The following is a 26,472-nucleotide window of genomic DNA, read 5'->3' as shown; positions in this document are numbered from 1 at the left end:
GCTGGTCACGATGCCCGAGTTTCGTCGCCGGACAGGTAGGCGCGGGCCTGGGCCCAGATGCCGGGGTCGGGTTGGGTGGTCGTCCACGTGGTGGACCTGAGCCGTCCGCGCCCGCGGTAGCGCCGCACGATGGCGACGTGGTCCGGCCAGGCGACGAACTCGCGCAGGGCCTGTTCATCCTGCCAGATCGACACCGAGCCGCACCTGCCACGCAGCGGCTCCGTCCACAGCCACATGCCGACGGCGCCGGGCAGGTCGGGCCAAGCCCGGCGCAGGGTGAGCCCGGCGCGGTAGACGCCCGGCAGGTCGTGCAGCCGGCTGCTCCGGAAGTCCGTGACGCTGACCAGCACCGAGCCGGTGGCGCCGGCCGCCGATCCAGGAGTCCAGCGGGATCTCAGCATGGCGCCGCCCACGGCCGGGAGAGGTCGCTTTCCCGGCGACGTCCGACGCGCGCCGGTCCGGGGTCCCGGAGGGCCACGGCTGGGAGAGCGGTCATCGTCAACCTTTCTTTGTACGAACGTTCGTGCCGAGAATAGGGACGTACCGAAGGCGACGTCAAGCCGCTATCCTGGGCCGAACGTTCGTACGCGGAGGGGTGGAGATGGCGGGACGGCCACGGGACGACCGGGCACGCAACGTGATCCTGCGCCGGGCGGCGGACCTCGCTTCGCGGGACGGGCTGGAAGGGTTGTCGATCGGCCGGCTGGCCACGGATCTCGGCGTGAGCAAGAGCGGCCTGTTCGGCTACTTCGGTTCCAAGGAGGAGCTTCAGCTCGCCACGATCCGCACCGCGATGAGCGTGTACCTCGACGAGGTCGTCCAGCCCGCGTTGGCCGTGCCGCCGGGCCTGGGGAGGTTGCGACGGCTGTGCGAGAGCTGGTTGAGCTACTCGCAGCGGCGGGTCTTCCCTGGCGGCTGCTTCTTCTTCACCGTCGCCGCGGAGTTCGATGCCCGACCGGGCCGGGTACGGGACGCCGTCGCCGCGGCCGGCCTCGACTGGACCCGCTTCGTGGCGCGTACCGTCGACGATGCCCGCCAGCTCGGCGAGCTCGCGGACGACACGGACGCCGACCAGCTCGCCTTCGAGCTGATCTCCTTCATGGAGAACGCCAACGCCACTTCCTTGCTGCACGACGACCCGAACGCCTATGAGCGAGCCAGAACCGCCATCCGCAACCACCTGGCAGGCAGGGCGGGAGCCGAGCCTGGGAGGTGAGCGCGCGTGGCCTCGGCTGCCGGAGCCCGAGCCCCCAGAGTCCGACGGCCGGGGGCTCGACGGGCGGGGTGGTCAGGTTCGTAGGCGGGAGGAGGGGGTGGTGGGGGATCTTGGGCGGCCGACTCTGGCTATGTGGAGGAGGGTGCGGGGGTCCGGGACGTTCAGCCGGTCCGCCAGGGTGTTTCTGGTCGGCTCGCAGTCGATGATCTGGCTCAGCGGGTGCGTGGCGTACCCGTGGGCGGACAGGGTGAGCCAGTGCCGCATCAGCACGCGTCCCATCTCCAGCTCATCCTCGACCCGCCCCACCAGCACCAGCACGTCCCCGTCGTAGTCCAGCAGGTCCCGCGAGGCCCCGGCCAGCACCCTCGGCAGGCCCAGGTGACGCAGGGCCGGGTAGAGGGCCAGGGACGCGCGCAGGCCGATCGCCTCCGCCCGGCTGAGGGTCAGGGCGCGGTCGGTGAGGCCGTCCATCAGGTAGCGGCGGTGGCGGCGGGTGAGGCGCAGCCAGGCGCGCAGCTCCCGCGTCACCTCCCGGTCGCCGAACTGGTGCAGGTCGGCCGCGTGCAGCAGGTCCGCGAGGTCGCGGCAGGCCAGCCGCCGCATCCCGGTCAGCTCCGCGACCATGGGGTCCGGCAGGCGTCCCGGGTGGTACTCGCCGCGGTTGGCCCCGCGCGCCCGCACGTCCGCCGTCGTGAAGGGCGTCCGGTACGGCTGCGCGGCGGCGTACAGGACGCCCACCCGCAGCGGCCCCGGATCGGGGCGGAAGCCGACCGGCAGGCCCGCGTCGGCGCAGACGATCAGGCAGCACTCCACGAACGCGCCCAGGCTCAGGCGCAGGTCGCGGCCCGTGGGGTCGCTGATGGGCAGGGCGCGCGACGGGTCCCAGCCGACCTCGGCCCCGTCCGCCGTGTAGGTGAGGGTCCAGGGCTGGGTGTTGTGGGCGCTGGGGGCGCGCCAGAAGTCCGGCTCCAGTGGCCGCAGCCGGTCCTTCACGACGTCAGGCCCTTCTCGTAGAAGGTGTAGCCGTGCAGCGGGCGGCCGCCCATCGCCGTGTACTGGGCGGCGGAGCCGGGGTTCGTGCGCTCCACGTACGTGCTGCGCAGCGCCCGGTAGCCGCCCCGGCGCAGCCCTTCGTGCACCTCCCGGGACAGCAGCCGCATGTAACCGTGGCCCTGCTCGCCGGGGACCGTGCCCTTGATGATGAGCACGGCCTCGCTGCGGTAGCGGGATCGGGTGGCCAGCAGGCGGAGCTGGTTCAGAAAGTGCAGGTTTCCACGAATTTTCACGATAAATCGGGAAATGTCGGGGAGGCACAGCACAAACGCGACCGGCCGCTCCCCCTTGGTCAGATACAGCAGCAGCGACTCGTCCAGCAGGTACGCCAGCCCGTCCGTCTGCGCCGCCAGCTGCTCCGCCGAGATCTCCGTGTAGTAGCCGAGCTGCGCGAAACTGGCGTTCAGCATCTCCCGCAGGATCGGCAGCTGCTCCGCCACGCGCCGCCGGTCGCCCCGGTGCACGCGCAGCCCCTCGGCCGCGATCCGCTCGTCGTCGAACGCGAACACCGGCTCGTCCGGCACCGGGCAGATCCACGTGTCGGACTCGAAGCGACGGGCGAACCCGTGCGCCTCGTAGGCGACCGGGTAGTACGGGTGGTTCCAGGCGCTGTCGATGAAGCCGCGCTCGCCGAAGCCGGAGGTGATGACGCCGCCCGACTGGTTGGGCAGCAGCGACACCGGCCCGAACACCGCCTCCTTCCCGGCGGCGCGCCCGGCCGCGAGGATGCCGTCGAACAGCTCCTCCGCCCCCTCCTCCGCGAACTCGGTCAACCCGAACAGCTGCGTGGCCCGGCCCAGCTTGGCGTCCAGCGCGGCGTCGGTGTGCAGCGTGGTCCGCGCGACCACCCGCCCGCCCCGCCTGAGCAGGAACAGCCGTACGCCCTGCCGGTGCCATGTGCGTACCTGCGCGTGCAGCGGCGGGATGAAGCGCGGCTCGCCCGCGTAGACGCGGTCGGTCAGCGAGAGGAAGTCGCGCAGGTCGCGGCGGCTCTCGACGGGATGCAGCCTCACCCGCGCCTCACCTGAGGCCCTTCGCCGTTCTCCGTCGACAGCGGGGTGAACGTCGCGATGTGCGCCATCGGCCCGCCCTCCGCGCGCCAGACCCCGTTGCTGTAGCCCTCCGGCTCGGCGTTGTAGAGCCGGATGTATCCGCCGGTGGCGTTCCTGGTGCCGTCCGTCACCCACTGCATGAGCCTGCGGTGGTGGCGGCTGCGGGCGAAGCGCAGCAGCGCGTCGCGGTCCTCGAAGAACGCGAGCGTCCCCAGCGTGAACGGGAACTCCCAGTAGACCTTGTGCCAGCAGTAGCCGCGCATCCGCTTCATGTCCCGCACCATGCGGAACCACGTCAGGGTGAGCGTGACTATCGACAGCGGCCCCCGGTAGCGGGTCGCGCCGACGAACATCGCCGTCGCGCGCCCCTGCGGCGGGGCCTTGCTGAAGTCCGTGGTCCTCATGCGTCCTTCACCAGGTAGACGTTCTTCATCTTCGTGAGACCGGCGAACGGCCCCTCGCCCGGGTCGAAGACCTTGACGCGCAGGTCGGCGGCCGTCGGGTCCTCCTTGAGCGACTCGGCGAAGTCGCGCGAGACGGCGCTCAGGTGGGCGACCACGCCCTTGCGGCAGATCTCCGCGAGCTCGCCGCGGTCGGCGGCGTCCGGGGCGCGGAGCTCGATGTTGATCACCGGGCGGTATTCCAGGCCCGGCAGCTCCTCCAGCGACAGGCAGAACCGGTTGATCGCGGCGGCGTACGGATTGCCCTGGTAGAGGCCGTACTCGACGTCCTGCGGATACAGGTTGGCCCCCATGTAGGAGATCGTCGAGTCCTTGCGGCCGAACAGGAACAGCAGCGGCAGGTTCATCCGCTCGTCGGTCCACGCGCGCTCGTACTCCTCGGCGCCGAGGGCCCGCTTGACGTCGGCGAGGGTGTGCAGCCTGGCCTCGTCGCCGACGTTGTAGCGGAGCTTGGGCTGCAGGCAGCTCTTGGTGTTGATGGTGCACAGCAGCTCGCCCGCGCCGTTGACCTCCAGGAACGTCTCCAGCGGGTTGTAGTGGAAGATCATCGGCAGCCGCTGCTCCCCCGGGCCCAGTAACAGCTCGCGCAGCCGCTGGTCGGTGGCCAGGCGCCGGCGCAGCCACACGCTGAACCCGCTCTCCGCGCCCATCCCGATCGTCAGGTCGCTGGCGCCGTAGCCGGAGCGGACCTCCTCGAAGCGCTCCTCCAGGTAGTCGCGCAGCGCCTCGGTCATGCCCTCGCCGCCGACCATGCCGCGGATGCGGTAGTCCCGCCACGGGAAGCCGCTCTCGTCCAGGCGGTCGCGCAGGTGCTTGAGGAACGGCGGGTACGCGGCCACCACGTAGTCGTAGCCGGGCCCGAAGTGCTCCAGCGTGTCGGCGATCTTCTCCAGATCGGGGCCGGTGTTCTTGACCATCGCGACGCGCGCCATGGCGGTGCCCGTGGTGGTGCCGGTGGCCCAGGCGCCCATCGAGTACGCGTTGATGACGAACAGCCGCTTGCCGGGGAAGACCAGCTCGATGTATCCGGCCGCGTTGCGGTAGATGCCCTTGAGCTCGCGCGGCCCGCGTACCCAGTTGTACGGCTTGCCGCTGGACCCCGACGACTCGTCCACGATCACGCCGGGCCGGTGCAGCTTCCCCTCCTGGCAGCGGCTCTCCTCGTCGTACGCGGCGGCGTAGTTGTGCTTGGCGGTCTCGGGGAAGTCGGCCAGCCTCCTGGCGTGCTCGGCGCCGTTCGCCCGCAGGAAGTGCCGGTACGCGGGCACGTCCACGGCGGCGAACTGGCAGGCCAGCCGGGCGTGCCGGGCCGCCAGCCAGTCGAAGGCGGGGTGGTAGCTCCGGGCGACGAGCCGCCAGATGGCGGGGTGCAGCGCGCCCAGCCGGTACGCGCCGGTCAGGGACCAGGAGTAGGCCTGGAGCCGGGCCCTGCGCCAGCGCTGGCGGACGGTGAGCGGCCCGAGAGCCGGACTGAGGCGGGTCATGAACGGTGAGACTAGTGGGCCGGATAGAAGATCGCTTTACAGCCACTTTCATCGCTTTCATCCCCGTTCGCGACTCGATCGGCGTCGGCCGGAAATCTTCCCTATCCTTCCCCATCGTGTGCCATCATAGGGAGCGATATGGAGCAATACACCGTCGAGCAAGTGGCGACCCTGCTGGGGTTGCACGTCAAGACCGTCCGCAACTACGTACGGGACGGGCGGCTGCCCGCCGTACGCATCGGCAAGCAGTACCGGATCGCCAAGGAGGACCTCGCGGCGTTCACCGGCACGCCGCTCGGCACGCCCCGCCGCGCGGAGGCGTCCAGCATCGTGCAGATCGACGGCATCGCCAGGGCCGACATGGACCGGGTCAGCACGATGGTCCTCGGATCGCTGGCGGGCCGGCCCCATGGCCTGCGCGTGGAGTTCGTCTACGACGAGGAGCGCGAGCACCTGAAGGTCATCGTGCTGGGCGGGCTGGAGGACAGCGCCCAGGTGCTGAGGATCATCGACGCGCTGGTGCGGGAGTGATTGCCGTGGCCGGGATCTACGCCTCGCCGGAGGGCGCGCGGGCCGTCGAGCGGCGTTACCGGGAGCTCCTGAAGCGCCGGCCGGGCGGGTGGATGGCGCTCGACTACGCCACCCGGTGGCCCGAGCGGGTCGAACGGCTCGCCCTGATGTGCCCGAGCGGCACCGGCCACCTGCTCCCCGCCCACACCCGAGAGATCATGGACTTCCTGGAGAACGCACATGCTTGACGACCGTGTATACGTCTGCGAGCCCCACGGCGAGCCGCTGCGGGAGACCCGCGACGCGCTCGACCTCCTCGGCGAGGCCTTCGGCAGGGGCGCGACCTGGGTGGCCGTGCCCGCCGGGCGGCTCCACGACGACTTCTTCGCGCTGAGCACGGGCGTGGCGGGCGAGATCGCGCAGAAGTTCGTCAACTACCGCGTCGGCCTGGCCGTCGTCGGGGACATCTCCCGGTTCACCGCCGCCAGTTCGGCGCTGAGCGCCTGGGTGCTCGAGTCGAACCGGGGCGGGCACATCTGGTTCGTCGGCGACCTGGAGGAGCTGGCGGCACGGCTGCCGGCCCGCGAGGATCCCGCGGGCCGGGCCTGAGCCGGGTTCAGTGAGGGTCAGCGGCGGGTTCAGAGACGGGCGGCCACGGCGGCGAGCATCTCCCAGGCCGCCTCCGGGTGCAGCGTCTCGTCCGGGTCGCCGTGGAACGGGTCGAGGACGACCGTGTCCGCGCCGAGCCGCCGCAGCTCCTCCAGGTCCGCCATGACCTGCTCGATCGTGCCCTCACCGGCGAGCCGCTCCGCCGGCGGCGAATCGGTGAGCCGGAGCAGGATCCGGGGCGCCAGGGCGGGCACGGGCCGGCCCTCCTCGGCGGCGATCTCCTTCAGGCGCGACCAGTTCTCACGCAGCCAGGGGACGGTGTTCCTGAGCGGGTGCCAGCCCTCGCCGTAACGCACCGCCCTGCGCAGCCCCGCCTCGCTGCCGCCGCCGACCCAGATCGGCACGCCGCCGGAGCGGTAGTCGCCCTCGTCGGCCCAGGCCGCGCGGATGGCGGCGAGGTGTTCGTCGGTCTCCTTGCCGCGCCGCTCGTACGACGCCCCGAGCGCCTCGAACTCCTGGCGCGCCCACCCGATCCCCACGCCCAGCACCAGCCGCCCGCCGCTGAGATCGTTGAGGTTGGCCGCCATGCGGGCGACGAGCAGCGGGTGGCGGTACGGCACGATGAGCACCGTGGTGCCGAGCCCGATCCGGGTGGTGACGCCGGCGAGCCAGGCCAGCGTCGTGAACGGGTCGTAGAACGGCGCGGGATACTTCGCCGCGACGTCGGGAGTGATCGCCACATGGTCGGAGACCATCAGCAGGTCGAACCCGAGCCCCTCGACCGTCTGCGCCCACCTGCGCAGCACGTCGGGGTTGGTGCCGGGGCCGAAGTTGGGAACATTCACGCCTATTCGCACTGGATCAGGCTATCCGCAGGCGGCCCGGACGTCCGCCACGAGGCCCGCCGCGGCGTCGATCGTCCGGCAGATCTCCTCCGGGGTGTGCCCCACCTCCGCCAGCAGCGCCTGGGCCCGCTCGCCGAACCCGGGCGGGGCGGAGGGGAGCCGGGCGGCCGAGGCGACCATGCCCTTCTCGTTGATCAGCCAGGCGCCGTCGGCGGCGTGCAGGGCGTGGCAGGCGACGCCGACGGCGCGGAACAGCGCGCCGGCCGCGTACGCCGGGTCCTGGCCCTTGGCGCCGTAGCCGCCGATCGTCAGGGCGAAGTCGGCCTCCCACAGGCCGCCGATCAGGGCCTGGCGCAGCGCGGGCGGGTATCCGTCCGCGACCTCGCGCCGCAGGGCGGCGAGCTCGCCGGTGGGGTCGGCGAGGACCTGGCACAGGGCGACCTCGCCGGCGTAGGCGTGGGAGTAGAAGCCGAGGGGATGGCCGCCCTGGAAGCCGATCTCGTAGCGGCCCTGCCGGCAGTCGGCCCAGACGCGGCGGACGCGGTCGAGGTCGCGGTAGATCCAGTCCACCCGGTGGCCGTCCACGGTGAGCCAGCCGCCGCCGTCCACCCACGGCCCCCAGCCGCCCGGCTCGGTCACCTCGGTCGGCTCGCCCGTCACCTCCCGCGCCAGGGCGCGCAGGCCGTCGACGTCGAGCGGGCCCCGGTAGTAGAGGCCGAGGTCGATGTCGGAGTCGGGCCGGTGCGTGCCGCGCGCCCGGCTCCCGCCCAGGACGACGGCCGCCACCCCGCGGACCTCGACCAGTCTGGCGGCTATGGCGTGAATGTTCGGCTCCTGCACATGTCGATCTTAGGCCCGTCCCGGCGCGTGGAGAGGGCGGGCGACGTGGCGGCGCTGGAGACGTTGGTCGAGGAGCGGGCAGGAAGACGGTCGTGAGAGTCGTCGCGCTGTCGGACACGCACGCGCCCAGGCGCTGGCGTTCCTGCCCGCCCCGCGTCGCCGAGCACCTGCGCGGCGCGGACGTCATCCTGCACGCCGGTGACGTCTGCGTGGCCTCCGTGCTGGACGAGCTCGCCGCCTACGCCCCCGTCCACGTCGTGAAGGGCAACAACGACGGCCCGGACGTGGTGGCGCCGGAGACGCTGGAGCTGACCCTCGACGGGCTGCGGATCGGCATGATCCACGACAGCGGCCCGGCCAAGGGGCGCCTGGACCGCCTGCGGCGCCGCTTCCCCAAGGCGGACCTGGTCGTCTTCGGCCACTCGCACATCCCGCTGGACGAGTCGGGCGCGGGCCTGCGCATCTTCAACCCCGGCTCCCCCACCGACCGCCGCCGCCAGCCGCACGGCACGCTGGGGCTGCTCACCATCGAGGACGGCGTCCTGACCGGCGCCGAGATCGTGCCCGTCACCTGACGAGGTCGTCGCGGGCCTCGTCCAGCTCGGCCGCCAGCTCCTCCATGACCTTGGCGTACCCGAGGTAGCTGTAGCGCTCGGCGGCGTGCCACGGGTAGAGCTGGCCCGCCCTGACCGCCGGGAGCTTGGCCCAGGTCGGCTTCTTCGCCATCTCCTCGATCTTCATCGACTGCGAGCGGGCGTCCACGAGGATCACGTCGGCCTGGTACTTGTCGGCGTTCTCCCAGCTCACCACCTCCCAGAAGCCGCCCTCGCTCTCGGTCGGCCCGGCTGGGTGGACGATGTTCAGCCCGAGCTCTCCCCAGTACTTGATGTCGGGGTGATCCGGCAGGTAGGCGACGTAGAGGTTGTCGGGCGTGGCGGTGACCACCATGAGCTTGAGGTCGGGCTTCCGGGCGGCGACGGCCTTGAGCGCGGCGCCGGCCGCGTCGAAGCGGCTTTTCGCCTCGACCACGGGCGCGGCCTTCGGGTCCGCGCCGAGCGCGGCGGCGAGCTGCCCGTACTTCTCGATGATCTCCACGAGGGGCTTGCCGCTGAGCTGCACGCCGGCCGACGGGGCGATCTGGTCGACGGCCGGGACGGACTCCTCGGGGACGTACCAGAGGGTGTTCTGCCGGTACATGCCCGCCACCAGCAGGTCGGGCCGGAGCGAGGCGTACTTCTCGACGTTGAACTCCCCCCACACGTTGCCGATCGACTCGACCTTGGAGATGTCCACCTCGCCCACCTCGGGGTCCCGGCCGCCATCCTTGAGCCGGTGCGGGCCGAACACCGCGACGGGCCGCACGCCGAAGTCCCACAGCGCGGCCGCCGCCCCCGACTGGGCGACCACGCGCTGCGGCCGCCGTGGGAGGGAGATGCTCTTGCCGCGGTCGTCGGTCCAGGTCCAGGCGCTCTGTCCCGCGGCGGGCGCGGGCGGCGGGGCCGTGCCGCCGCAGGCACTGACGCCGAGCACGGCGGCGACCCCGACGGCGAGCAGGGCGCGTCGCGGAACAGCGGGCATGAAAGCTCCTCGCTAGGCGGGCTTCTCGACGGAATATTAGATTAGCCTTACCTAACTTGGAAGTCTTCATGGCACCCGGCCGTACGACCGGCGGCGTAGGACGGGTGGCGGCGGCGCGCGGGATCGTACGTCCCGCGGCGTACCGGAGACGGAGACGACGGGCGGATTCTGTCACCCCCGCTTGCGAGGATCCTCGGGACTTAAGGGCCGCGGTAAGCCGACGGGAAAGAAGCCGTAAGCGCCCTCCAGCACAGTGATCTCAGATCACAGGAGAGAAGGGCCGAGAGATGAGCCAGCCGTACACCATCCAGGACGAGATCGCGCTTCCCGGGTTCGCCGGGACCGTGCACCTGCCGGGCGAGACCGGGTACGAGGAGCTGCGCCGCTCACTCAACCCGAGCGTGGACGCCCGACCGGCCCTGGTGGCCGAGGCGTACGGCGTGGGAGACCTGCGCGGCGCGCTGCTGGCGGCGCGGGGGCACGGGGTGCCGTTCGCGGTGCAGGCGACCGGGCACGGCACGCACGCCCCGTGCGACGGCGGCGTCCTGGTCAGGACCGGCCCCATGGCCTCGGTCCTGGTGGATCCGGACCGGCGGATCGCCCGGGTGGGGCCGGGGGCGCGCTGGGGCGAGGTGATCGCGGCCGCCGCGCCGTTCGGGCTGGCGCCGCTGTCGGGCTCGTCGCCGTCCGTCGGCGTCACCGGCTACACGCTCGGCGGCGGGCTCGGGTGGCTGGCGCGCAAGCACGGGTTCGCGGCCGACAGCGTGGTGCGCGCCGAGGTGCTGCTGGCCGATGGCCGGCACGTCGTGGCCGGCCCGGACAGCCACCCCGAGCTGTTCTGGGCGCTGCGCGGCGGCGGTGGCGGGTTCGGGGTCGTCACCTCGCTGGAGTTCCGCCTCTACCCGGTCGAGCGGGTGTTCTCGGGGTTCGCCTACTTCCCGATCGAGGCGGCGGCCGAGACGCTGACCGCGTACCGGAGCTGGATCGACGGCGCCCCCGACGAGATCAGCACGGCGGTGGTGCTCAGGCGGATGCCCGAGGACGCGCCGGAGCCGGTGCGCGGCAGGCACGTCGTCATGGTCAAGGTGGTGCACGCCGGCGAGGCCGCACAGGCCAGGCGGCTGCTCGCGCCGCTGTGGCGGGCGGCGGGCCCGGCGCTGCTGGACGAGACCCGCCCGACCACGTACGCGGCCACCTCCATGGGCGGCACGCCGAACCGGCACATGGACATGTTCGAGGCGGTGCCCGACGAGGTGATCGGCGCGCTGGTGCGGGCCGCCGAGCACGCGCAGACCGTCGAGATCCGCCACTGGGGCGGCGCCATGGCCCGCCCGGGCCAGGACGCCGGTCCGGTCAGCCACCGCGGCACGAAGCTGTCGGTCATCGTGGACACCGTCGTGCCGGGGCTGGCGGAGGAGCTGCGCCCGTACGCCAACGGCGGGACGTTCCTGAACTTCCTGGCCGACCCCTCCAGGACGGCGGCGGCGTTCACGGCCGGCGACTACCGGCGGCTGCGCGAGGTCAAGCGGGCCTACGACCCGGACGGCTTCTTCCGCGTCGGCCACGTCGCCTCATGACCGGGCCTCATGACCGGGAGAGGTGGTCGGCGGGGCGAGGCCGGCCATGACGAGCCCGAAGAGGTGGTCGCGGCGCGAGGTGAGGGACGGCGCCTGGTCGGTGATCCAGCTGAGCGCGTTGGCCAGCGCGAACACGTCCGTCCCGTCCACGTCGGCCCTGACGCGGCCGGCCGCCTGGGCGCGCTCCAGGAGGCGGCCCGCCGCCGAACGCATCGTCGCGCAGGACGCGTGCAGCGGTGACTCCTCGTCGCTGATCGTGGCCATCATCGACGCGGCCAGCCCCCGGTAGACGCCCGCGCCCCCGATCAACTCCCCCAGGAACTCCACCAGCGCCTCGTACGGCGTCGCGCTCTCGCCCAGGGCCTCCGCCCGCGCGGCGAGCCGGTCGAAGCTCTGCCGCAGCAGCGCCTCCAGCAGCGCCTCCCTGGTCGGGAAGTTCCGGTAGAGCGTCCCGAGCCCGACCTGCGCGCGCCGGGCGATGTCGCGCAGGGACGCCTCGGTCCCCTGCTCCTCGACGACGACCCGCGCCACGGCGAGGATGCGCTCCCGGTTGCGCCGCGCGTCGGCGCGCAACTCGGGGGACGGTTTCGGCGCAGCGGCATCCGGTGGTTTGCCCGGCATGAACGATCCTCCCCATTGACAAGTGGAGCAGTGCTCCAGTTACGATTCGGAGCACTGCTCCGCATCATAGCCGGGGCCGATTCGGATATGGGAGAGATCATGCCCGCGACCATGCATGCCGTGCGCGTCCACGCTCCTGGTGGGCCGGAGGTGCTCGCGTACGAGGAGATCGCCCGGCCCGAGCCGGGGCCCGGCGAGGTCCTGGTCCGCGTCCACGCCGCCGGGGCGAACCCGCCGGACTGGTACGCCCGCCGGGGCTTCGCCAACATCCCCGAGCACATGCGGCCGGAGGTGCCCCTGCCGTTCACGCCGGGCACCGACGTGTCGGGCGTCGTGGCGGCGCTCGGGCCCGGCGTCACCGAGTGGCAGGTGGGGGACGAGGTGTTCGGCCTGCTGCGCTTCCCGAGCCTGGAAGCCCGGGCGTACGCCGAGTACACCACCTCGCCTGCCGGGGACCTCGCGGGGAAGCCCCGGTCCGTCGATCACCTGCACGCGGCGGGCGTGCCGATGGCCGGGCTCACCGCGTACCAGTTCCTGTTCGACCACATCAAGCTGGAGCCGGGCAGCCGGGTGCTGGTGAACGGGGCGGCCGGCGGCGTGGGGCACTTCGCCGTGCAGCTCGCCGAGGACGCCGGCTGCCAGGTGATCGGCGTCGCCTCCGGGCGCCATGAGACGTTCCTGAAGGAGCTGGGGGTGACCGAGTTCGTCGACTACACGCGGGTGGCGGCCGGGGAGGCCGTGCGGGACGTGGACTGCGTGCTCGACTGCGTCGGCGGGCCCCAGGCGTACCGGCTGCTGCCGGCGATCAAGGACGGCGGCGTGTACAGCCCCGTCTTCCTCGGGGAGTACGGCGAGGAGGAGCTGGCCAGGCGGGGCATCGAGAAGCGCGGGGGCCAGGTGCGCTCGGACGGAGGGCAGCTGGCGGAGCTGGCCCGGCTGATGGACGAGGGCCGCCTCCGGGTCGGCGTCGACTCCGTCTTCCCGCTCCGCGACGCGGCCAGGGCCCACGAACGGGCCGAGCAGGGGCACATCCAGGGCAAGATCGTGCTCCAGGTTGCCGACTGAACGGCTGAGACGGCCTTAGCATTTCGCAGGTGACCACCTACGACGACGCTGACCCGTTCGAGTACCTGGACGTCTCGTCCCTGCCGCAGCGCCAGCAGCGCATTCTGGCCATGATCCGCGACTGGGTGGTCAGGCACGGATACCCGCCGGGCACCCGCGAGATCGGCGACGCGGTCGGGCTGCGGTCGTCCTCGTCGGTGTCGAAGCACCTGCGGAGCCTGGAGGAGCAGGGGTTCCTGCGCCGGGGCGCGAGCATGACCCGGCCGATCGACGTCCGCCTGTTCCTGCGGGCCTCGGCGCCGGAGCCGGCCGGCGACCTGGTGAGCGTGCCCGTGGTCGGCGACATCGCCGCGGGCACGCCCATCCTGGCCGACGAGCACATGGACGACATGCTGACCCTGCCCCGCGACCTCACCGGGCGCGGCAACGTGTTCGGCCTGCGGGTGCGGGGCGATTCGATGATCGACGCCGCGATCTGCGACGGCGACATCGTCGTGGTGCGGCAGCAGCCCGAGGCGCACTCGGGCCAGATCGTCGCCGCGATGATCGACGGTGAGGCCACGGTCAAGGTGTTCCGCCGGCGCGGCGGGCACGTCCTGCTCGAACCGCGCAACCCCGCCTACGACGTCATCGACGGCGACGGCGCCGTGGTGCTGGGCATCGTGGTCTCGGTCCTGCGCAGCGTGTGACCGCCCTCGCGACGCTGCCGGCGGCGGGCCGGGCCGACCATCGGGCGGCTAGGCCGCCGGGCGGAGGCGGGCGGCGGAGGTGACGTTCAGGAGGGTGCGGGCCAGGGCGTCCGTCTGGCGGAACAGCGGGGCGTCGGCGCCCGGGCGGGCGAAGCCGGCCGTGCCGGGGCCGCCCGCGGTCCACGGGCCGAGGGCGAAGCGGCGGGGGTGGACGGCGCCGGTGCGGGTGAGGAGGCGGCGGTCCGGGAGGCGGACGTCCAGGAGGCCGGACGCCTCGCGGCACTCGCCCCGCGCGAAGAGCGCGCCGAGGAGCGGGTCGGTGCTGCGGGCCACGGTCGGCTCCGGCAACCGGGCCTCCACCAGCGCCCGCGCCTCCACCGCGCCGGGCACGCTCGTGCTGACCGCCCGCCAGACGCCCGCCCGCTCGTCCCGCCCGACCCGGATGCCCTCGCCCAGGAACGTGACCACGCCCGCCCGCGCGAGCGCCCGCAGCTCGGCGAGCCGGGGCGCGGGCGGGCCGCTGGCGACGAAGTTGTAGAGCCCCTGGAACCAGGGGTCCTGCGGCACCACCGCGCGCAGCGCGTTCAAGGCGTGGATCACGGCCAGGTCCGCGCTGTGCGCCGGGTCGGCCCGCCGCTCCAGGTCGGCCGCCAGGTAGCCGGCCATCCAGCGGCCCAGCCCGGCCAGGTCGCCGAAGCGCATCCCGTGCAGCGGCCGTTCCAGCCGGTCCAGGTGCAGGCGGTCGGTGAAGCGGGGCACGGACCTGGTGACGAGCGCGCGCAGCTCCTTCCCGCCCCACTCGGCCCGCGCGAAGGCGGGCTCGAACGCGTCCCAGCCGATCCGCGTACGCGACGGGTGCCCGTTGAACAGCTCGTGGTAGTACGCGTACGCCAGCTCCTTGGCCACCGCCCGCCGCAGCTCCCCGGCAGGCGTGCCCAGGGTGACGAACCTGGGCAGGCCGGGCGGCGGCGCGGCGAGCCGGTAGCCGGTCTTGGCGTGGTACGGGACTCCCCTGCGCGACCCCACGTACAGCCGCGGCTCCGCCCCGCCGGGCACGTAGCGCAGCTCTCCGCCGTGTTCGTCGAAGCGCCCGCCACGCCCCGACGTGAGCAGCGCCAGCAGGTCGACGAAGGCCAGCCCGGCACCCCGTACGAGCACCGCCTCCCCGGCCGGGATCGCGCCGGGGTCGAGGTCGGCGGCGTATCCGGCCGGAAGGTAGGCCAGGCCGTGCCGGGCGGCGAAGGCGAGCTCCTCCGCCTCCACCGGCGAGGGCAGCGCGCCCTGGTGGCCCTGGGCGAGCACCACCGCGTCCACCTCCAGCGCTCCCCCGTCGGACAGCTCCACCCGCTGGCCCCCGCGCACGTCGGTCAGGCCGACCGCCGTGGCCCGGTGCGGGTGCACCCGCACGTTGCCCGGCGCGCTCCGCACCACCTGGCCGAAGGCGAAGGAGAGATAGCGGCTGAGCACCGGCCGCGGCGCGAAGTACCCGGACTCGCTCCCGAGCCACTCCGCCAGCGACGGCCCGGGACGGAGCGGACCCTCGCAGCGCACCGAGCGGTCGGTGAAGACCGTGATGTCGGCGGCCGCCGAGTTGGCCCACAGCAGGTCCGGCTGGCCGGCGCGCCACACGCGGCCCGCGCCGTGCGGGTACGGGTCCACCACGTGCACGTCCAGCACGTGGTCTCCGAGCAGCTCGGGGGCGTTGGCGCAGATCCGCTCCACGAGAGACGTCCCCGTGGGACCGGCCCCGATCACCGCGACAGCGCTCACCCCGACCCCGCCCCGCTCTCCCGTGATTGCGCGCCGCACCGCCACCGCCCTCCCCAACCAGGCAGGGGTCCGCCGGGAGGAGGCGGACGCCTCTCCCCGGCGGAGCGCTAATACCTACCTTAACAGTAGGTATTATGGGGAAGATCGTCAACCCGGGCACGGACCCGGTCCTCGGCCGTCCTGGCCAGCGCCGCGCGGGCCTCGGGCCGCCGGCCCCCGGGCGGCACCGGCGGTACGGGGGCGAACAACGTCACTTCGACGACCAGGTCACGGGTCGAGGCCACCCGGACCATGGAGGCGAGCAGCGAGTCGTCCCCGACGAAGCTGGCGCGGGTCGAGGTCCGCGTCCCTTCGCGGTAGCGCAGCCTGGCCGGGCGGACCGCGGCACCCGCGTCGACGGCCGCCTGGAACACCGCCGGCCGGAACCGTCCCATCCCCCGCCCGCACCACGTGGTGCCCTCAGGGAAGGCGACCACGGTGTCGCCTTCCCTGAGGGCGTCCGCGACCGCCGCGACCGTGGACGGCAGCGCGAAGAGCCGTTCCCTGTCGATGAACAGCACCCCCGAGCCCTTCGCGAGCGTGCGGATGACCGGCCACTCGCCGATCTCGCGCTTGGCCAGCGGCCGCGAGGGCAGCGTGGCCGCGACGACCAGCGGGTCGAGCCAGGACACGTGGTTGGCCACGACCAGGGCGCCCCCGTCCGAGTCCGCCGGGGCGCCGGTGACCTCCAGCCGGATCCCGAGCGCGCGCAGGAGCAGCCGCGCCCACGCCATGGTCAGCTTCGCCCGCCACGCCACCCGCAGCCGACCCACGACGGACACCGGCACCCCGGCGAGCACCACGAACAGCGCGGCGCACAGCCGGGCCACCATGCGGAGGGGCCCGGTCACGTCGGCGGCGGGCGCCACGCAGGCCTGCGCGGTGCACGGGCCGAACGGGCGCCAGGGGTTGAGGCTGTCGACCGGTTTGTGGGTGTCGACCGGTTCGAGGGTGCCGGCCGGCAGCAGGACGTTGAGGGCGGCGTTCACAGTGGCTCTCCGAGGAAGTGGCGCAGGTAGCGGGTGTTCACGTTGGCCATCGAGAGCAGGACGAAGAAGTCGGCGGTGCCGAAGTCCCGGTCGTGCGCGGGCGCCCCGCACACCCACGAGCCCAGCCGCAGGTAGCCGCGCAGGAGGGCGGGCAGCACGAACCGGTCGGCGTGCGCCGCGCCCCGGGAACGCCACGGCGTGCGCGGCGTGACCCGGTACTCCTCCGGCCCCAGCGGCACCCGGTCCACCACGGCGGCGGCCACCGCGCCCCGGTCGTCGAGGGGCACCGAGCAGCAGCCCGCCAGCCACTGGTGACCGCCGGAGACCATGTAGCGCGCGATGCCCGCCCACATCAGCCCGACCACCGCGCCGCCCCGGTGGTCGGGGTGCACGCAGGTCCGGCCCGCCTCGACCAGCCCCTTCCTGATGGGCGCGAGGTTGGTCAGGTCGAACTCGCCGTCGGAGTAGAGCCGCTCCGTACGCCCCGGGGGAAGCAACCGGTAGGTGCCGACGACCTCGCGGCCGTCGCGTACGAGGAGGTGGTCGCAGTAGGCGTCGAATCTGTCCACGTCGAGGCCGGAGACCGGGCTGTCGAGCCGCGCCCCCATCTCCTCGGCGAAGACCTCGTGCCGCAGCCGCTGTGCGGCCTGAACGTCGGCGGGGCTGGTGGCCATGCCGATCGTGTAGCGACCGGTGTCAAGAGAGATCGTCATGGGCGCGGGGTCCTTCCCTGAAAGCGTCTCACGCCTATGTCGACATGCGGAAATGACGAGTGAGCCGCACATCGGGGTCAGCGAGGCGACCGCGTGGTGAACCTCGCACACCCGCGACAAATCGCTTTCTTCGCCCGCCCTCCGTTGACTACACTCGCCACTGATCATCGACGAGGGAGAGGAGTACGGCCGTGCGCAACAGCACCGCTGCCGTCGTTCCCCCGTCGCGCTACGAGGTGATCCTGGTGTCTCCGTCGTCCCGGTGCCGGCTGCGCGGCCGCCACTGGACGACGCCCTGACGACACCCGCCTCCTGGCCTTCCGTCAGGGGAATCGCGCTGTCCCGCTGAAGAAACCTCCCGAAAGGGTCTTGGGCTGTGCGTACCCGAATACCTGACAACTCCCTCGCCGTCGTCCGCAACCTCGGCATCCTCGCCCACGTCGACGCCGGCAAGACGACCGTCACCGAGCGCATGCTGTACCTGGCCGGCGCCACGTACAAGCGCGGCGAGGTGCACGACGGCACGACCGTCACCGACTTCGACCCCCAGGAGCGCGACCGCGGCATCACGATCTTCGCCGCCGCGGTGAGCTGCGTCTGGGACGGGCACCGCGTCAACCTGATCGACACCCCCGGCCACGTCGACTTCTCCGACGAGGTGGAGCGCTCGCTGCGGGTGCTCGACGGCGCGATCGCGGTGTTCGACGCCGTCGCGGGCGTCGAACCGCAGAGCGAGTCCGTGTGGCGGCGGGCCGACCGGTACGGCGTGCCGCGCATCGCGTTCGTCAACAAGCTCGACCGGCCCGGCGCCGACCTGGACACGGCCGTCGAGTCGATCCGCCGCCGGCTGCACAAGGCGCCGCTGGTGGTCCAGCTGCCGATCGGGCGGGAGGACGGGTTCGCCGGGGTCGTCGACCTCGTGCGGATGCGTTCGCTGGTGTGGGCCGGCGGGGTCTGCTCCGCCGGGCCGGTGCCGGAGGACCTGCTGGCGGAGGCGCGGCGACGGCGCAGGCTGCTCGAGGAGTCGGTGGCCGAGCTGCACGCCGGCGCGATGCAGGAGTTCTGCGTGCGGCCGTCGATCTCCGACGAGACGCTGGCCGGCGCGCTGCGCGACCTCACGCGCAGCGGCGCAGGACTGGTGGTGCTCTGCGGGTCGGCCTACCGCGACCGCGGGATCGAGCCGCTGCTCGACGCCGTGGTCGCGTACCTGCCCTCGCCGCTGGACGTGCCGCCGGTGCGCGGCGGGGACGGCGCGGAGCGGGCCGCCGACCCGCGGGAGCCGCTGGCGGCGCTGGCGTTCAAGGTGAACGCCACCGCCACCGGACGGCTGACCTACGTGCGGGTCTACTCGGGAACGATGCGGAAGGGGGACACGGTGCTGGTCACGGTGCAGGACACCGGCGCGGGACGCGCCGAGCGCGTCAGCCGCATCCTGCGCGTGCAGGCCGACCGGCACACCGAGGTGGACCTGGCGGTGGCCGGGGACATCGTCGCGGTCGTCGGCCTCAAGTCGGCCCGCCCCGGGACCACGCTGTGCGCGCCCGGCGCTGTGCTGGTGCTCGAACCCCCGGCCACCGCCGAGCCGGTGGTGTCCGTGGCGGTCGAGGCCCGCAGGAGCACCGACGCCGACCGGCTGGCCTCCGGGCTGGCGCGGCTGGCCGAGCAGGATCCGTCGCTGACCGTGCGTACGGACGCCGAGACCGGCCAGACGCTGCTGTCCGGGATGGGCGAGCTGCACCTGGAGGTCGCGGTGGAGAAGCTCCGGCGCGACCACGAGCTGGACGTCGCCGTGGGCCGGCCGCAGGTGGCCCGCCGGGAGACGGTCGCGCGCGGGGTGTCGGGGCTGCTGTACCGGCACGTCAAGCAGGACGGCGGCGCCGGGCAGTTCGCCCACGTCGTGCTGGACGTGGAACCGCTGGACGGGGACGGCTTCGAGTTCGCCTCGACCGTGGTCGGCGGCCGGGTGCCGCGGGAGTACGTGCGCGCGGTGGCGGCCGGGTGCCGCGACGCCCTGGCCGACGGCCCGCTCGGCGGCCACCCGGTGACCGGCCTGCGGGTCACGCTGACCGACGGGGCCACGCATGCGAAGGACTCCTCGGACCTGGCGTTCCGCACGGCCGGGCGGCTCGCGCTGCGCGAGGCGCTGCGGGCCTGCGCCATGGAGCTGCTGGAGCCGGTGGTGGAGGTCACGGTCACCGTGCCGGACGACGCGGCCGGCGGCGTGCTGGGCGACCTGGCGGCCCGGCGCGGCCGGGTCTCGGGCTCGACGGCGCGGGCCGGGACGGTCGTGATCACCGCCGTGGTGCCGCTGGCCGAGGTGTTCGGGTACGCGACCCGGCTGCGTAGCCGTACGCAGGGCCGCGGCACGTTCACCACCAAGCCCGCGGGTTACGCCCCCGCGCGTTAGGGGGCGGCCCCGTCCGTACGCGGGCGGGGCCGCCTGCGTGGAACGAGATCCACACGTCGGGCGCCAGGTCCGGCCGGTCCGGCACGGCCCTGCGCTCCTCGGTCCAGCCGGTGCCGGCGAGCTCGGTGGCCACGCGCCGCCAGAACGCCACGGCGCCCGCGTTGGCGTCCTGGAAGGCGACCTCCCAGGGGCCGGGGTGCCGGGCGACGACCTCGCGGACGGCCCGCAGGCCGACCCCGGACCTGCGGGCGCCGCGTACCACGAAGAAGCTGTTCAGCACCCTCACCGGCCCGGACAGGCCGCGGACGAACGCCAGCCCGGCGGGGCGCTCCGCGCTCGTGATCAGGTACGCGGCCCAGTCGGGGTCGTGGAAGGAGGAGTGGAGGCGTTCGCTCCTGAACGTGCCGTCGGAGTTGGGCAACTGGCCCCCGAACTCCGACATGTCATGACGGAACATCAGCCAGAGGCGCTCCACGGCGGCTCGGTCGGCGGCGGTCGCGGGCCGCACGGCGGGGTGAGGGTGGAATGAGGGCATGAAAAAAGCCTCCCGGGCCTGATGCCGGAAGGCTTAAATCGTTTCGAGATCATAGCAGAAGCCCGGCGATCTACGTCCTCAGCGCCGCAGGGCGACCAGTTCGCCCTTGCCCACGTTGATCGTCGTGCAGGTCAGGCGCGGCTCCCGGAGGAGCAGTTCGCGCAGCGGGGCGATCTCCTCGGGGTGGGACAGGGCGTTGTCGGCCACGAGCAGCCCGCCCTGGCTCAGCACCCGGTACGGGTGCGGCCACCAGGAGGGGGCTGGAACCGCCCGTGTAGCAAGGCAGCCCTGCATGCATGAGCTCACTTGAGCGAGCATTTGCGTTGACGGAGAGGCGCCGTACGTGTACTTTGCGTGAGCGATCTGAGCCGCCCAGCGCGGTGTCGGCGTTCGGGGCCCCCAGTTCACCGGAGTGATGGGCCGGGGCCTCCCCGGTCGCCTTAGGCCGCGCCGAGGTGACCAGGTCGCCAGGGAACCTACCGCCGTGGGACGGACCGCACGCGGGACGTGCGTCACCGCCCGGGGTTGTACGTGGGGGACCAGTGCGCTCAAGACCGTTCGGGGCGTGCCGCTGTGCAGGACCCACTCCTGCTCAGTGTCGAGGAACGGTACTCGACCCGTTCGGCGTCGAGGAAGAGAGGATCGACGTTCTGGCGGGGCGCCTGGCGTTCTTGGATACTTGGGCCATGTCCATGATTGTCAGGGTCTCGTTAGGGATGGCACTCCTCGGCGGCCTGCTCACGGGGTGCGGTTCCGGCAGTCCTGCCGTGACCAGCTCACCTGCGGCGTCCGCCACGACTCCCGGCTCATCCGCGGAGTCCGCCACCACTCCCGCGCCGACCGCGCCGGTCGCCACGACCGCGCCGGCCACACCGGCACGGGCCTTCGCCCTGCCGAAGGACTGCGACGATCCCCGGCTGGTCGCGGCCATGGGGGCGTTGATCAAGGGCAAGAAGTTCGACAAGCGGTTCGACGCCGACGGCAAGCTGACCTGCTCGTGGGGGAAGAAGGTGCCCACCGCCGCGGTGACGATCGCCCTTCCGTCGGCGCCGCCCAAGTACAAGGACTTCCCCGAGGTCGAGATCCCCGAGCTGACCGCGCTCGGCGTGAAGGCGCAGTCCGGCGGCACCGAGATCTCCCTCGGCGCCCGATCCCTTTACAACCAGGCGTTCGTGGTCGTCGCCCCGCAGTTCCGGCTCACCGTCGACCAGTTGAGCGAGGAGCGCCGCGACGACGATCTGCGCGAGGCCGCCGTCGCGTTCACCACCTGGTTGACGTCGTAGCGGCTCAGGACGTCCCGAGCTCCCGGCTGCTCTCGACCCGGAAGGAGCCGCCGTCGGGGACCAGGTTGAGCCTGCTCACGGTCCCGTCCGTGCCGAGGCGGAACACCTGCGCGCCCGCGGAGGTGACCGCTTCCAGGGCGACGGCGCGCGCGCCGTCGCCCGATGCGGCCGACAGCAGCGCCGTCGCCCGGCCGGACGGCCACTCCCCTGTGGTCATCTCGGCCGAGTCCGGCCGCGGGCTCGCCGGCCAGACGTGGTCCAGCTTCCACACGGTCCCGACGCCGCGCATCTCCATGACCACGCCGCCGCGACGGTAGCCGCTGGTGTCGTCCCTGGTCGTGACCGTCTGGCCCCAGACCAGCACGACGACCCGATCACTGCGCGCGGCGACGATCCCGCTCTCGGACGCCACCGCCTTCTGCACGATCTTCTCGTCGCGGATCCGCCGCGCCTCGTCCTGGAGCCGGCCGGTGTACTCCACGCCCGCGCGTCCTGTGGTCGCGTCGTCCACGGCCCGAAGATCCTGGTCAAGGGTCTTGTACCCGAAGCTGTTGATGATGCCGAAGGCGCCGCGTGCCGCGTCTTCGGCCTCCTGGGCGTACAGCGGCGGCGGGACCACACCCCCCGCCTCCGCGCTCGCCTGCCCGCCCGCGCCGCCGGCCTGCCCTTTCCATATCGCCGCGCCGCCCCCACCCGCGAGGACGACGGCCGCCACCACCGCGGCGATCACCCCCCGCCGCCGGCCACGGGCCCGCGCCGGCACCCCGGCGGGCTTCATCGGCGCGCGGTCGACGAGGTGATAGAGCAGGTCCTGGGCGGACGGGCGGAGGGCCGGGTCTTTGGCCAGGCAGGTCTGGAGGATCGTACGCAGGAAGCCGCCCAGCTCGGTGGGCGGGCCCAGGTCGGGTTCCTGATGGAGAACGCGGTAGACGACGGTCGGCACCGCGTCGTCGCCGAAAGGGGGGCGGCCTGTCGCGGCGTAGGCGAGGGTCGCGGCCCAGGAGAAGACGTCGGCGGCGGTGGTCGGCGGACGTCCGGCCAGTTGCTCGGGCGCGATGAACGCGGGAGTGCCGGCGACGAGGGCGTCCGCGGTGGGGCCGCGGACGGCGCGAGCGAGGCCGAAGTCGACGACGCGGGGCCCGTCCGGGCCGATGATCACATTGCGGGGGGTCAGGTCGAGGTGGGCGACGCCCGCGCCGTGGATCGCGGTCAACGCGGTGGCGGTGGCGACGGCCAGCCGCTCCAGGTCCTCCCCCCGACATGGGCCCTCGTGCCCGACGAGCTCGGCCAGCGACGGGCCGGGGACGTATTCGGTGACGATGTGCGGCAGGCCGGCGGTCAGATCGGCGTCGAGCACCTGGGCCGTACAGAACCCGGAGACCCGGCGAAGCAGGTCGAGCTCGGCGGCCATGCGGTGCCGCGCCGCCGCGTCGGAGATCCGGGGCAGCGTTTTCACGGCGACCCGCCGTCCGTCGTCCCCCATCGCGAGAAAGACGACGCCCTGGCCGCCCGCGCCGAGCCGGCCGAGCACCCGGTATCGTCCGATCCTCTCCGGATCACCTTCACGAAGCTTGGCTAAAGGGCTCATTTCGTACGCCGCTCGAACATGGACCGGTTGTCCTTCGGCGACGTGATGTCCTCCAGCTTCCATCGACCGTCGACCCGGCGCAGGTGCAGGCGGTAGCTCACGACCTTGTGGTCGGGCGCCTTGGCCGAGTCTCCGAGGTGGATCAAGGTCGCGACGTCGGGCCCGTCGAACCGTTCGAAGGCCGTGCCGATCTCCCGGTACTGCCAGGTCCACCAGTCGGGAACCTGAGCGTCGGGGACCGCGGCCAGCTCTCGCCACCACTGCTCGGCCCGTCCCGTGGTGCAGCGGTCGAAGAAGTCCGGGCGCTCTTCCAGGCGGGGTCCGTTGATGAAGGCCTCGGTCTGGCAGCGGGCCGCGTCGGCGACCATCCGGCGGACGTCCGCGGAGGGCCAGGCGGCGTCGGCGGGGGCCGCGGAGCCGGACGGCGTGGTCCGCGCGTAGTCCATCTTCCAGCCGGCGCCCGAGGGCACCATCTCGGCGAACAGCAGGGGGTCCTCCGACTGCGCGGGAGTTCCGTTCCGGGTGATGGCGCTGAGCCCGGTGACGATGACCGACACCCGCCGCGGCGACGCCCATACGATGCCCGCGGCGGTCGCCCGTGCCGTCTGCTTCGCCTTCGCGGCCACCACCGCGTTCTTGGAATTGCCGGCCAGGTGCTGGTAGTCCTGCGCCGCCACCCCGGAGAGCAGGGCCAGCGTACGGCGCGCTCCGCCGTCGTAGTCCGTGTAGTCGAGGCTGTACCACGCCTCGAATGCCGTCCGTGCCGCCCCCGCCGCCGCTTGGGCATATCCGGGAGGCTCGTCGGACGTGACGGTCTGCGTGACCGTCGTCGGCTCCTTTCCTCCCGCCAGCCAGACCGCGCCCACCGTCAGCGCGATCGCCGTGACGATCGCGCCCGACGCCAGCATCGCCCGGCGCCACACCCGTGGCTTCGTTCGCGTCGGTAATCGTCCGGCAGGACGTGGTTCGGCTTGGGCGTCGAGATCCATGATGGACAGCGGGAGCTCGGAAGCCGTGGGACGGTCGGCGGGGTCCTTGGAGAGGCAGCGCCCTACCAGGGAGCGGAGATGACCTGGGAGGAAGCCGAGGTCGGGCGGCTCGTGGAGCACGCGGTACAGGACCGCCGGAAGCGTGTCCGCCTCGAACGGGGAACGGCCGGTGGCGGCGTAGACGATGGTGGCGCCCCAGGCGAAGACGTCGGCGGCGGGGCCGAACTCCTCGCCCCTGATCTGCTCGGGAGCCATGTACCGGGGGGTGCCCACGTGGGCGCTGGCGAGGGCGGCGCCGTCCTGGAGAACGCGGGCGATGCCGAAGTCGATGACGCGCGGCCCGTCGCGTCCCAGCAGGACGTTCTGCGGTTTGAAGTCGCGATGGACGATGCCCGCCCGGTGGATCGCGATGAGAGCCGTGGCCGTCGCCACCGCGAGCCGGTCGAGCTCGCCTCCCGCGAGGGGCCCGTGTTCGGCGACGAAGGCGTGGAGGGATTGGCCGGCTACGTACTCGCTGACGATGTAGGGCGGGTCGGCCGTCACATCGGCGTCGAGGACCTGCGCGGTGCAGAAGCTGGAGACGCGCCGCAGGACGGCGAACTCGCGCTCGAACATGCGGCGCGCGTCAGAGCCGACCTCGGCGTTGATGACCTTCAACGCCACCTGGGCGCCGTCTGGCGCGCCGGCCAGATAGACGATGCCTTGGCCGCCGGCTCCCAGCCGTCCCGTCAACGTATAACGCCCGACGTGCTTCGGGTCGCCGGGAAGCAGCCCTTCAACACTCATCACCGCACAGGGTAGTGGTCGTTCAACTTACCGGCCAGAGTGGCGGCATGATTCCGGTCGACCTGCCGCGGCCGGCACCACGTGCCGCGAGCCTCGCCTCACCACGGCCGCGGCCTTCGCCCCGGTCCTTACGGGGTGCGGCCGGGGTGGCGGACGACGGCGGCGGCGATCGCGAGCGTGGTGGCCGGGCTGGGTGATCAGGTCCGCCATAGTGGCAGCATGAGGTTGCTGGCCGGGGTCGACGTGGGGACCACGCATGTCAAGGTGGGCTTCTTCGACGAGCGGGGCGGCTGCGTCGCGGCCGTGCGGCAGCCGACGCCGCGCGAGCTGCCCGCCCTCGTCGGCGCGGTGACGGCGGCGCTCGGTGAGTGCGCCGCGCGGGCCGGGCGGGGGCCGGACGCGATCGGGATCGCGGGCATGGCCGAGACCGGCGTACCCCTCGACCGCGCGGGACGGCCGCTCACCCCGCTGCTGTGGTGGAACGACCCCAGGGCCGCGCAGGAGGCCGCCGAACTGAGCCGGGACGCCGAGGCGCTCTACGCGCTGACCGGCCGCCGCGCCGACCCCAAGGCGCCGCTGGCCAAGTGGCTCTGGCTGCGCGCCCACTCGCCTGGGGTGCTGGAGTCGATGCGGTGGTGGGCGCACGTTCCGGACGCCGTGGCGTACGCGCTCACGGGGCGGCTGCGAACGCACGAGACACTGGCCGCCCGCACCCTGGCCTACGACCTGGGGGCCGGGGACTACGACCCGGAGCTGCTCGCGCGGGCCGGGCTCCGTACCGGGCAACTGCCCGCTCCGGCCGGGGCCGTCGAGCCGGTAGGGCCGCTGACGGCGCAGGTGAGCGGGGTGACACCGGGTGTCCCCGTGGTGCTCGCGGGCCACGACCACGCGGTGGGGTCGTGGGCGGCGGGGGTACGGCGGCCCGGCGACGTAGCCGACTCCCTCGGCACGGCCGAGGCGGTGATGGTGCTGTCGGACTCCCACCCGGATCCGCGTACGGGGCTGGCACTCGGCATCACCACCGATCCCTCGCTGGACGGAAGCCGCAAGGTGGTGGTCGGCGGCCTCCCCACCAGCGGCGCCATGCTCGACTGGCTACTCGGCCTACTTTCCCCCACGGGCCAGGGCGGGAGCACGAGCAAGAGCGGAGTCACGGGCGGGGGTGCGGGTGGGGGTGGGTACGCGGTGCTGCCCCGGCTGCTGGGTGGGGTGCGGTTGCCGACCGGGATCGTGGTGGAGCCGTACCTGCGGGGCCGGGTCGCCCCCGCGCCCGACCCCGCCCGGCGTGTGACGGTGTCGGGGCTCGGGCCCGAGCACACACCGGGCGACCTGCTGGCGGCGGCCATCGAGGGCACCTGCCTGCACGCCCGCTGGATGCTCGACGGGCTCACCACCGTGACCGGCACCGCTCCCGAGCGCCTCGTGGTCCTGGGCGGGCAGATCAGGATCCCGCTGTGGATGCGGGTCAAGGCCGCGCTCTCTCCCGTCCCGGTCGAGGTGGTGCGTTCCGACGACGCGGTGTGCGCGGGTGCGGCGCTCATCGCCGGGCAGGCGGGCGGGTCGCTGGACGACGTACCCGTGCTCCCCCGCGAACGCCAGCCGCCCGAACCCGACCTCGCCGCCGCCTACGTCCCCATCTACGAGCGATTCCTGGCCTCAGCCCGCAGGCCCCAGTGACGAGCCGGCCTGCGCTCGACCCGCGTACCTCGGTGACGGGCCGGGCCGCCTTCAGCGCGAATCCGGTGAGGCCCGATCCCTTCGGCTCCATCGTCG

The 26,472-nt window shown here is 73.0% G+C and carries 27 protein-coding genes; 11 read left to right on the top strand and 16 right to left on the bottom strand.

Annotation, left to right across the window (positions count from 1 at the left end):
- Window positions 1-5: 5 nt before the first annotated feature.
- Window positions 6-401: a hypothetical protein gene (locus ABZS69_RS21800; protein ID WP_355375174.1), complete on the bottom strand. Its 396-nt coding sequence runs from the start codon at window positions 399-401 to the stop codon at window positions 6-8.
- 200 nt (window positions 402-601) lie between these two features.
- Between ABZS69_RS21800 and ABZS69_RS21795 the strand changes: the two genes are divergently transcribed.
- Window positions 602-1,216 (top strand): TetR/AcrR family transcriptional regulator, encoded by a 615-nt coding sequence (locus ABZS69_RS21795; protein WP_355375171.1) that lies wholly within the window; start codon window positions 602-604, stop codon window positions 1,214-1,216.
- 72 nt (window positions 1,217-1,288) lie between these two features.
- Here ABZS69_RS21795 and ABZS69_RS21790 read toward each other — a convergent pair whose 3' ends face one another.
- The 4 genes from ABZS69_RS21790 to ABZS69_RS21775 are packed head-to-tail and all read right to left on the bottom strand — an operon-like array spanning window position 1,289 to window position 5,266.
- Entirely contained in the window at window positions 1,289-2,209 is a 921-nt protein-coding gene (locus tag ABZS69_RS21790) for a hypothetical protein (protein WP_355375168.1), read from the bottom strand.
- On the bottom strand, window positions 2,206-3,282 hold the full coding sequence (locus ABZS69_RS21785; RefSeq protein ID WP_355375166.1) for a hypothetical protein: 1,077 nt from the start codon (window positions 3,280-3,282) through the stop codon (window positions 2,206-2,208). Before ABZS69_RS21785 ends, ABZS69_RS21790 begins: the two co-directional genes overlap by 4 nt.
- Window positions 3,279-3,725 carry a DUF4188 domain-containing protein gene (locus ABZS69_RS21780; RefSeq protein ID WP_355375163.1) on the bottom strand — a complete coding sequence of 149 codons (447 nt, stop codon included), beginning with the start codon at window positions 3,723-3,725 and terminating at the stop codon, window positions 3,279-3,281. Before ABZS69_RS21780 ends, ABZS69_RS21785 begins: the two co-directional genes overlap by 4 nt.
- Entirely contained in the window at window positions 3,722-5,266 is a 1,545-nt protein-coding gene (locus tag ABZS69_RS21775) for a phenylacetate--CoA ligase family protein (protein ID WP_355375160.1), read from the bottom strand. The genes ABZS69_RS21780 and ABZS69_RS21775 overlap by 4 nt, the downstream gene beginning before the upstream one ends.
- 138 nt (window positions 5,267-5,404) lie before the next feature.
- On the opposite strand from ABZS69_RS21775, the gene ABZS69_RS21770 reads away from it, so the two are divergent.
- From ABZS69_RS21770 to ABZS69_RS21760, 3 genes are read left to right on the top strand one after another with little or no spacing between them, the layout of a single operon-like run.
- Window positions 5,405-5,797, top strand: coding sequence for a helix-turn-helix domain-containing protein (locus ABZS69_RS21770; RefSeq protein ID WP_355375157.1), 393 nt, complete (start codon window positions 5,405-5,407; stop codon window positions 5,795-5,797).
- Window positions 5,798-5,802: 5 nt separating this feature from the next.
- Window positions 5,803-6,024, top strand: coding sequence for a hypothetical protein (locus ABZS69_RS21765; protein WP_355375154.1), 222 nt, complete (start codon window positions 5,803-5,805; stop codon window positions 6,022-6,024).
- Window positions 6,017-6,385, top strand: coding sequence for a DUF4180 domain-containing protein (locus tag ABZS69_RS21760; RefSeq protein WP_355375151.1), 369 nt, complete (start codon window positions 6,017-6,019; stop codon window positions 6,383-6,385). Before ABZS69_RS21765 ends, ABZS69_RS21760 begins: the two co-directional genes overlap by 8 nt.
- Before the next feature lie 29 nt (window positions 6,386-6,414).
- Here ABZS69_RS21760 and ABZS69_RS21755 read toward each other — a convergent pair whose 3' ends face one another.
- Window positions 6,415-7,242 (bottom strand): LLM class flavin-dependent oxidoreductase, encoded by an 828-nt coding sequence (locus ABZS69_RS21755; RefSeq protein ID WP_355375148.1) that lies wholly within the window; start codon window positions 7,240-7,242, stop codon window positions 6,415-6,417.
- 9 nt (window positions 7,243-7,251) lie between these two features.
- Entirely contained in the window at window positions 7,252-8,070 is an 819-nt protein-coding gene (locus ABZS69_RS21750) for a nucleotidyltransferase domain-containing protein (protein ID WP_355375145.1), read from the bottom strand.
- A gap of 92 nt (window positions 8,071-8,162) precedes the next feature.
- Between ABZS69_RS21750 and ABZS69_RS21745 the strand changes: the two genes are divergently transcribed.
- Window positions 8,163-8,645 (top strand): metallophosphoesterase family protein, encoded by a 483-nt coding sequence (locus ABZS69_RS21745; protein WP_355375142.1) that lies wholly within the window; start codon window positions 8,163-8,165, stop codon window positions 8,643-8,645.
- Here the strand turns inward: ABZS69_RS21745 and ABZS69_RS21740 are convergent.
- Window positions 8,638-9,648 carry an ABC transporter substrate-binding protein gene (locus tag ABZS69_RS21740; protein WP_355375139.1) on the bottom strand — a complete coding sequence of 337 codons (1,011 nt, stop codon included), beginning with the start codon at window positions 9,646-9,648 and terminating at the stop codon, window positions 8,638-8,640. The two genes, ABZS69_RS21745 and ABZS69_RS21740, sit on opposite strands and share 8 nt — an antisense overlap.
- 287 nt (window positions 9,649-9,935) lie before the next feature.
- Between ABZS69_RS21740 and ABZS69_RS21735 the strand changes: the two genes are divergently transcribed.
- Entirely contained in the window at window positions 9,936-11,225 is a 1,290-nt protein-coding gene (locus tag ABZS69_RS21735) for an FAD-binding protein (protein ID WP_355375136.1), read from the top strand.
- Here the strand turns inward: ABZS69_RS21735 and ABZS69_RS21730 are convergent.
- Window positions 11,220-11,846 (bottom strand): helix-turn-helix domain-containing protein, encoded by a 627-nt coding sequence (locus ABZS69_RS21730; RefSeq protein ID WP_355375133.1) that lies wholly within the window; start codon window positions 11,844-11,846, stop codon window positions 11,220-11,222. The two genes, ABZS69_RS21735 and ABZS69_RS21730, sit on opposite strands and share 6 nt — an antisense overlap.
- Window positions 11,847-11,945: 99 nt before the next feature.
- Here ABZS69_RS21730 and ABZS69_RS21725 point away from each other — a divergent pair, with 99 nt between their 5' ends.
- Window positions 11,946-12,911 (top strand): NADP-dependent oxidoreductase, encoded by a 966-nt coding sequence (locus ABZS69_RS21725; protein WP_355375130.1) that lies wholly within the window; start codon window positions 11,946-11,948, stop codon window positions 12,909-12,911.
- Window positions 12,912-12,940: 29 nt separating this feature from the next.
- Window positions 12,941-13,600 carry a transcriptional repressor LexA gene (gene lexA / locus ABZS69_RS21720; protein WP_355375126.1) on the top strand — a complete coding sequence of 220 codons (660 nt, stop codon included), beginning with the start codon at window positions 12,941-12,943 and terminating at the stop codon, window positions 13,598-13,600.
- 48 nt (window positions 13,601-13,648) lie between these two features.
- On the opposite strand, the gene ABZS69_RS21715 is transcribed toward lexA, so the two are convergent.
- From ABZS69_RS21715 to ABZS69_RS21705, 3 genes are all read right to left on the bottom strand, one after another.
- Complete coding sequence (locus tag ABZS69_RS21715) at window positions 13,649-15,409, bottom strand: FAD/NAD(P)-binding protein (RefSeq protein ID WP_355375123.1); 1,761 nt, start codon at window positions 15,407-15,409, stop codon at window positions 13,649-13,651.
- 80 nt (window positions 15,410-15,489) lie between these two features.
- Window positions 15,490-16,398, bottom strand: a complete 909-nt coding sequence (locus ABZS69_RS21710) for a lysophospholipid acyltransferase family protein (RefSeq protein ID WP_355375121.1) — start codon at window positions 16,396-16,398, stop codon at window positions 15,490-15,492.
- Complete coding sequence (locus ABZS69_RS21705) at window positions 16,395-17,111, bottom strand: GNAT family N-acyltransferase (protein ID WP_355375118.1); 717 nt, start codon at window positions 17,109-17,111, stop codon at window positions 16,395-16,397. The genes ABZS69_RS21710 and ABZS69_RS21705 overlap by 4 nt, the downstream gene beginning before the upstream one ends.
- Window positions 17,112-17,487: 376 nt before the next feature.
- Here ABZS69_RS21705 and fusA point away from each other — a divergent pair, with 376 nt between their 5' ends.
- Window positions 17,488-19,518, top strand: a complete 2,031-nt coding sequence (gene fusA, locus ABZS69_RS21700) for an elongation factor G (protein WP_355375115.1) — start codon at window positions 17,488-17,490, stop codon at window positions 19,516-19,518.
- On the opposite strand, the gene ABZS69_RS21695 is transcribed toward fusA, so the two are convergent.
- Entirely contained in the window at window positions 19,481-20,053 is a 573-nt protein-coding gene (locus ABZS69_RS21695) for a GNAT family N-acetyltransferase (protein ID WP_355375112.1), read from the bottom strand. The genes fusA and ABZS69_RS21695 overlap by 38 nt on opposite strands.
- Window positions 20,054-20,131: 78 nt before the next feature.
- Window positions 20,132-20,359, bottom strand: a complete 228-nt coding sequence (locus tag ABZS69_RS21690; protein WP_355375110.1) for a hypothetical protein — start codon at window positions 20,357-20,359, stop codon at window positions 20,132-20,134.
- A 380-nt stretch (window positions 20,360-20,739) separates the two neighbouring features.
- Here ABZS69_RS21690 and ABZS69_RS21685 point away from each other — a divergent pair, with 380 nt between their 5' ends.
- Window positions 20,740-21,336: a hypothetical protein gene (locus ABZS69_RS21685; RefSeq protein WP_355375107.1), complete on the top strand. Its 597-nt coding sequence runs from the start codon at window positions 20,740-20,742 to the stop codon at window positions 21,334-21,336.
- 4 nt (window positions 21,337-21,340) lie between these two features.
- On the opposite strand, the gene ABZS69_RS21680 is transcribed toward ABZS69_RS21685, so the two are convergent.
- Both ABZS69_RS21680 and ABZS69_RS21675 read right to left on the bottom strand, forming a co-directional pair.
- The gene (locus tag ABZS69_RS21680) at window positions 21,341-22,867 is read right to left on the bottom strand and encodes a serine/threonine-protein kinase (RefSeq protein ID WP_355375104.1); all 1,527 of its coding nucleotides are present in this window, start codon (window positions 22,865-22,867) and stop codon (window positions 21,341-21,343) included.
- Between the two features lie 53 nt (window positions 22,868-22,920).
- A complete protein-coding gene (locus ABZS69_RS21675; RefSeq protein WP_355375101.1) occupies window positions 22,921-24,699 on the bottom strand; it encodes a serine/threonine-protein kinase in 1,779 nt (592 codons plus the stop codon).
- 219 nt (window positions 24,700-24,918) lie between these two features.
- Between ABZS69_RS21675 and ABZS69_RS21670 the strand changes: the two genes are divergently transcribed.
- Window positions 24,919-26,376, top strand: coding sequence for an FGGY family carbohydrate kinase (locus ABZS69_RS21670; RefSeq protein WP_355375098.1), 1,458 nt, complete (start codon window positions 24,919-24,921; stop codon window positions 26,374-26,376).
- The last annotated feature ends 96 nt before the right edge of the window (window positions 26,377-26,472 follow it).

It is taken from the genome of Nonomuraea sp. NPDC005650, assembly GCF_040605375.1.
Classification (GTDB): Bacteria; Actinomycetota; Actinomycetes; order Streptosporangiales; family Streptosporangiaceae; genus Nonomuraea.
Note: the sequence above shows the minus strand (reverse complement) of the source record. Positions and strands in the feature narration are given on the sequence as shown.

Bases quoted from the DNA above. Each gene is read 5' to 3' on its own strand.
- ABZS69_RS21800 (WP_355375174.1), bottom strand. From the start codon at position 401: ATGCTGAGATCCCGCTGGACTCCTGGATCGGCGGCCGGCGCCACCGGC.
- ABZS69_RS21795 (WP_355375171.1), top strand. From the start codon at position 602: ATGGCGGGACGGCCACGGGACGACCGGGCACGCAACGTGATCCTGCGC.
- ABZS69_RS21780 (WP_355375163.1), bottom strand. From the start codon at position 3,725: ATGAGGACCACGGACTTCAGCAAGGCCCCGCCGCAGGGGCGCGCGACG.
- ABZS69_RS21775 (WP_355375160.1), bottom strand. From the start codon at position 5,266: ATGACCCGCCTCAGTCCGGCTCTCGGGCCGCTCACCGTCCGCCAGCGC.
- ABZS69_RS21770 (WP_355375157.1), top strand. From the start codon at position 5,405: ATGGAGCAATACACCGTCGAGCAAGTGGCGACCCTGCTGGGGTTGCAC.
- ABZS69_RS21760 (WP_355375151.1), top strand. From the start codon at position 6,017: ATGCTTGACGACCGTGTATACGTCTGCGAGCCCCACGGCGAGCCGCTG.
- ABZS69_RS21740 (WP_355375139.1), bottom strand. From the start codon at position 9,648: ATGCCCGCTGTTCCGCGACGCGCCCTGCTCGCCGTCGGGGTCGCCGCC.
- ABZS69_RS21735 (WP_355375136.1), top strand. From the start codon at position 9,936: ATGAGCCAGCCGTACACCATCCAGGACGAGATCGCGCTTCCCGGGTTC.
- ABZS69_RS21730 (WP_355375133.1), bottom strand. From the start codon at position 11,846: ATGCCGGGCAAACCACCGGATGCCGCTGCGCCGAAACCGTCCCCCGAG.
- ABZS69_RS21725 (WP_355375130.1), top strand. From the start codon at position 11,946: ATGCCCGCGACCATGCATGCCGTGCGCGTCCACGCTCCTGGTGGGCCG.
- ABZS69_RS21705 (WP_355375118.1), bottom strand. From the start codon at position 17,111: ATGACGATCTCTCTTGACACCGGTCGCTACACGATCGGCATGGCCACC.
- ABZS69_RS21695 (WP_355375112.1), bottom strand. From the start codon at position 20,053: ATGCCCTCATTCCACCCTCACCCCGCCGTGCGGCCCGCGACCGCCGCC.
- ABZS69_RS21685 (WP_355375107.1), top strand. From the start codon at position 20,740: ATGTCCATGATTGTCAGGGTCTCGTTAGGGATGGCACTCCTCGGCGGC.
- ABZS69_RS21675 (WP_355375101.1), bottom strand. From the start codon at position 24,699: ATGAGTGTTGAAGGGCTGCTTCCCGGCGACCCGAAGCACGTCGGGCGT.
- ABZS69_RS21670 (WP_355375098.1), top strand. From the start codon at position 24,919: ATGAGGTTGCTGGCCGGGGTCGACGTGGGGACCACGCATGTCAAGGTG.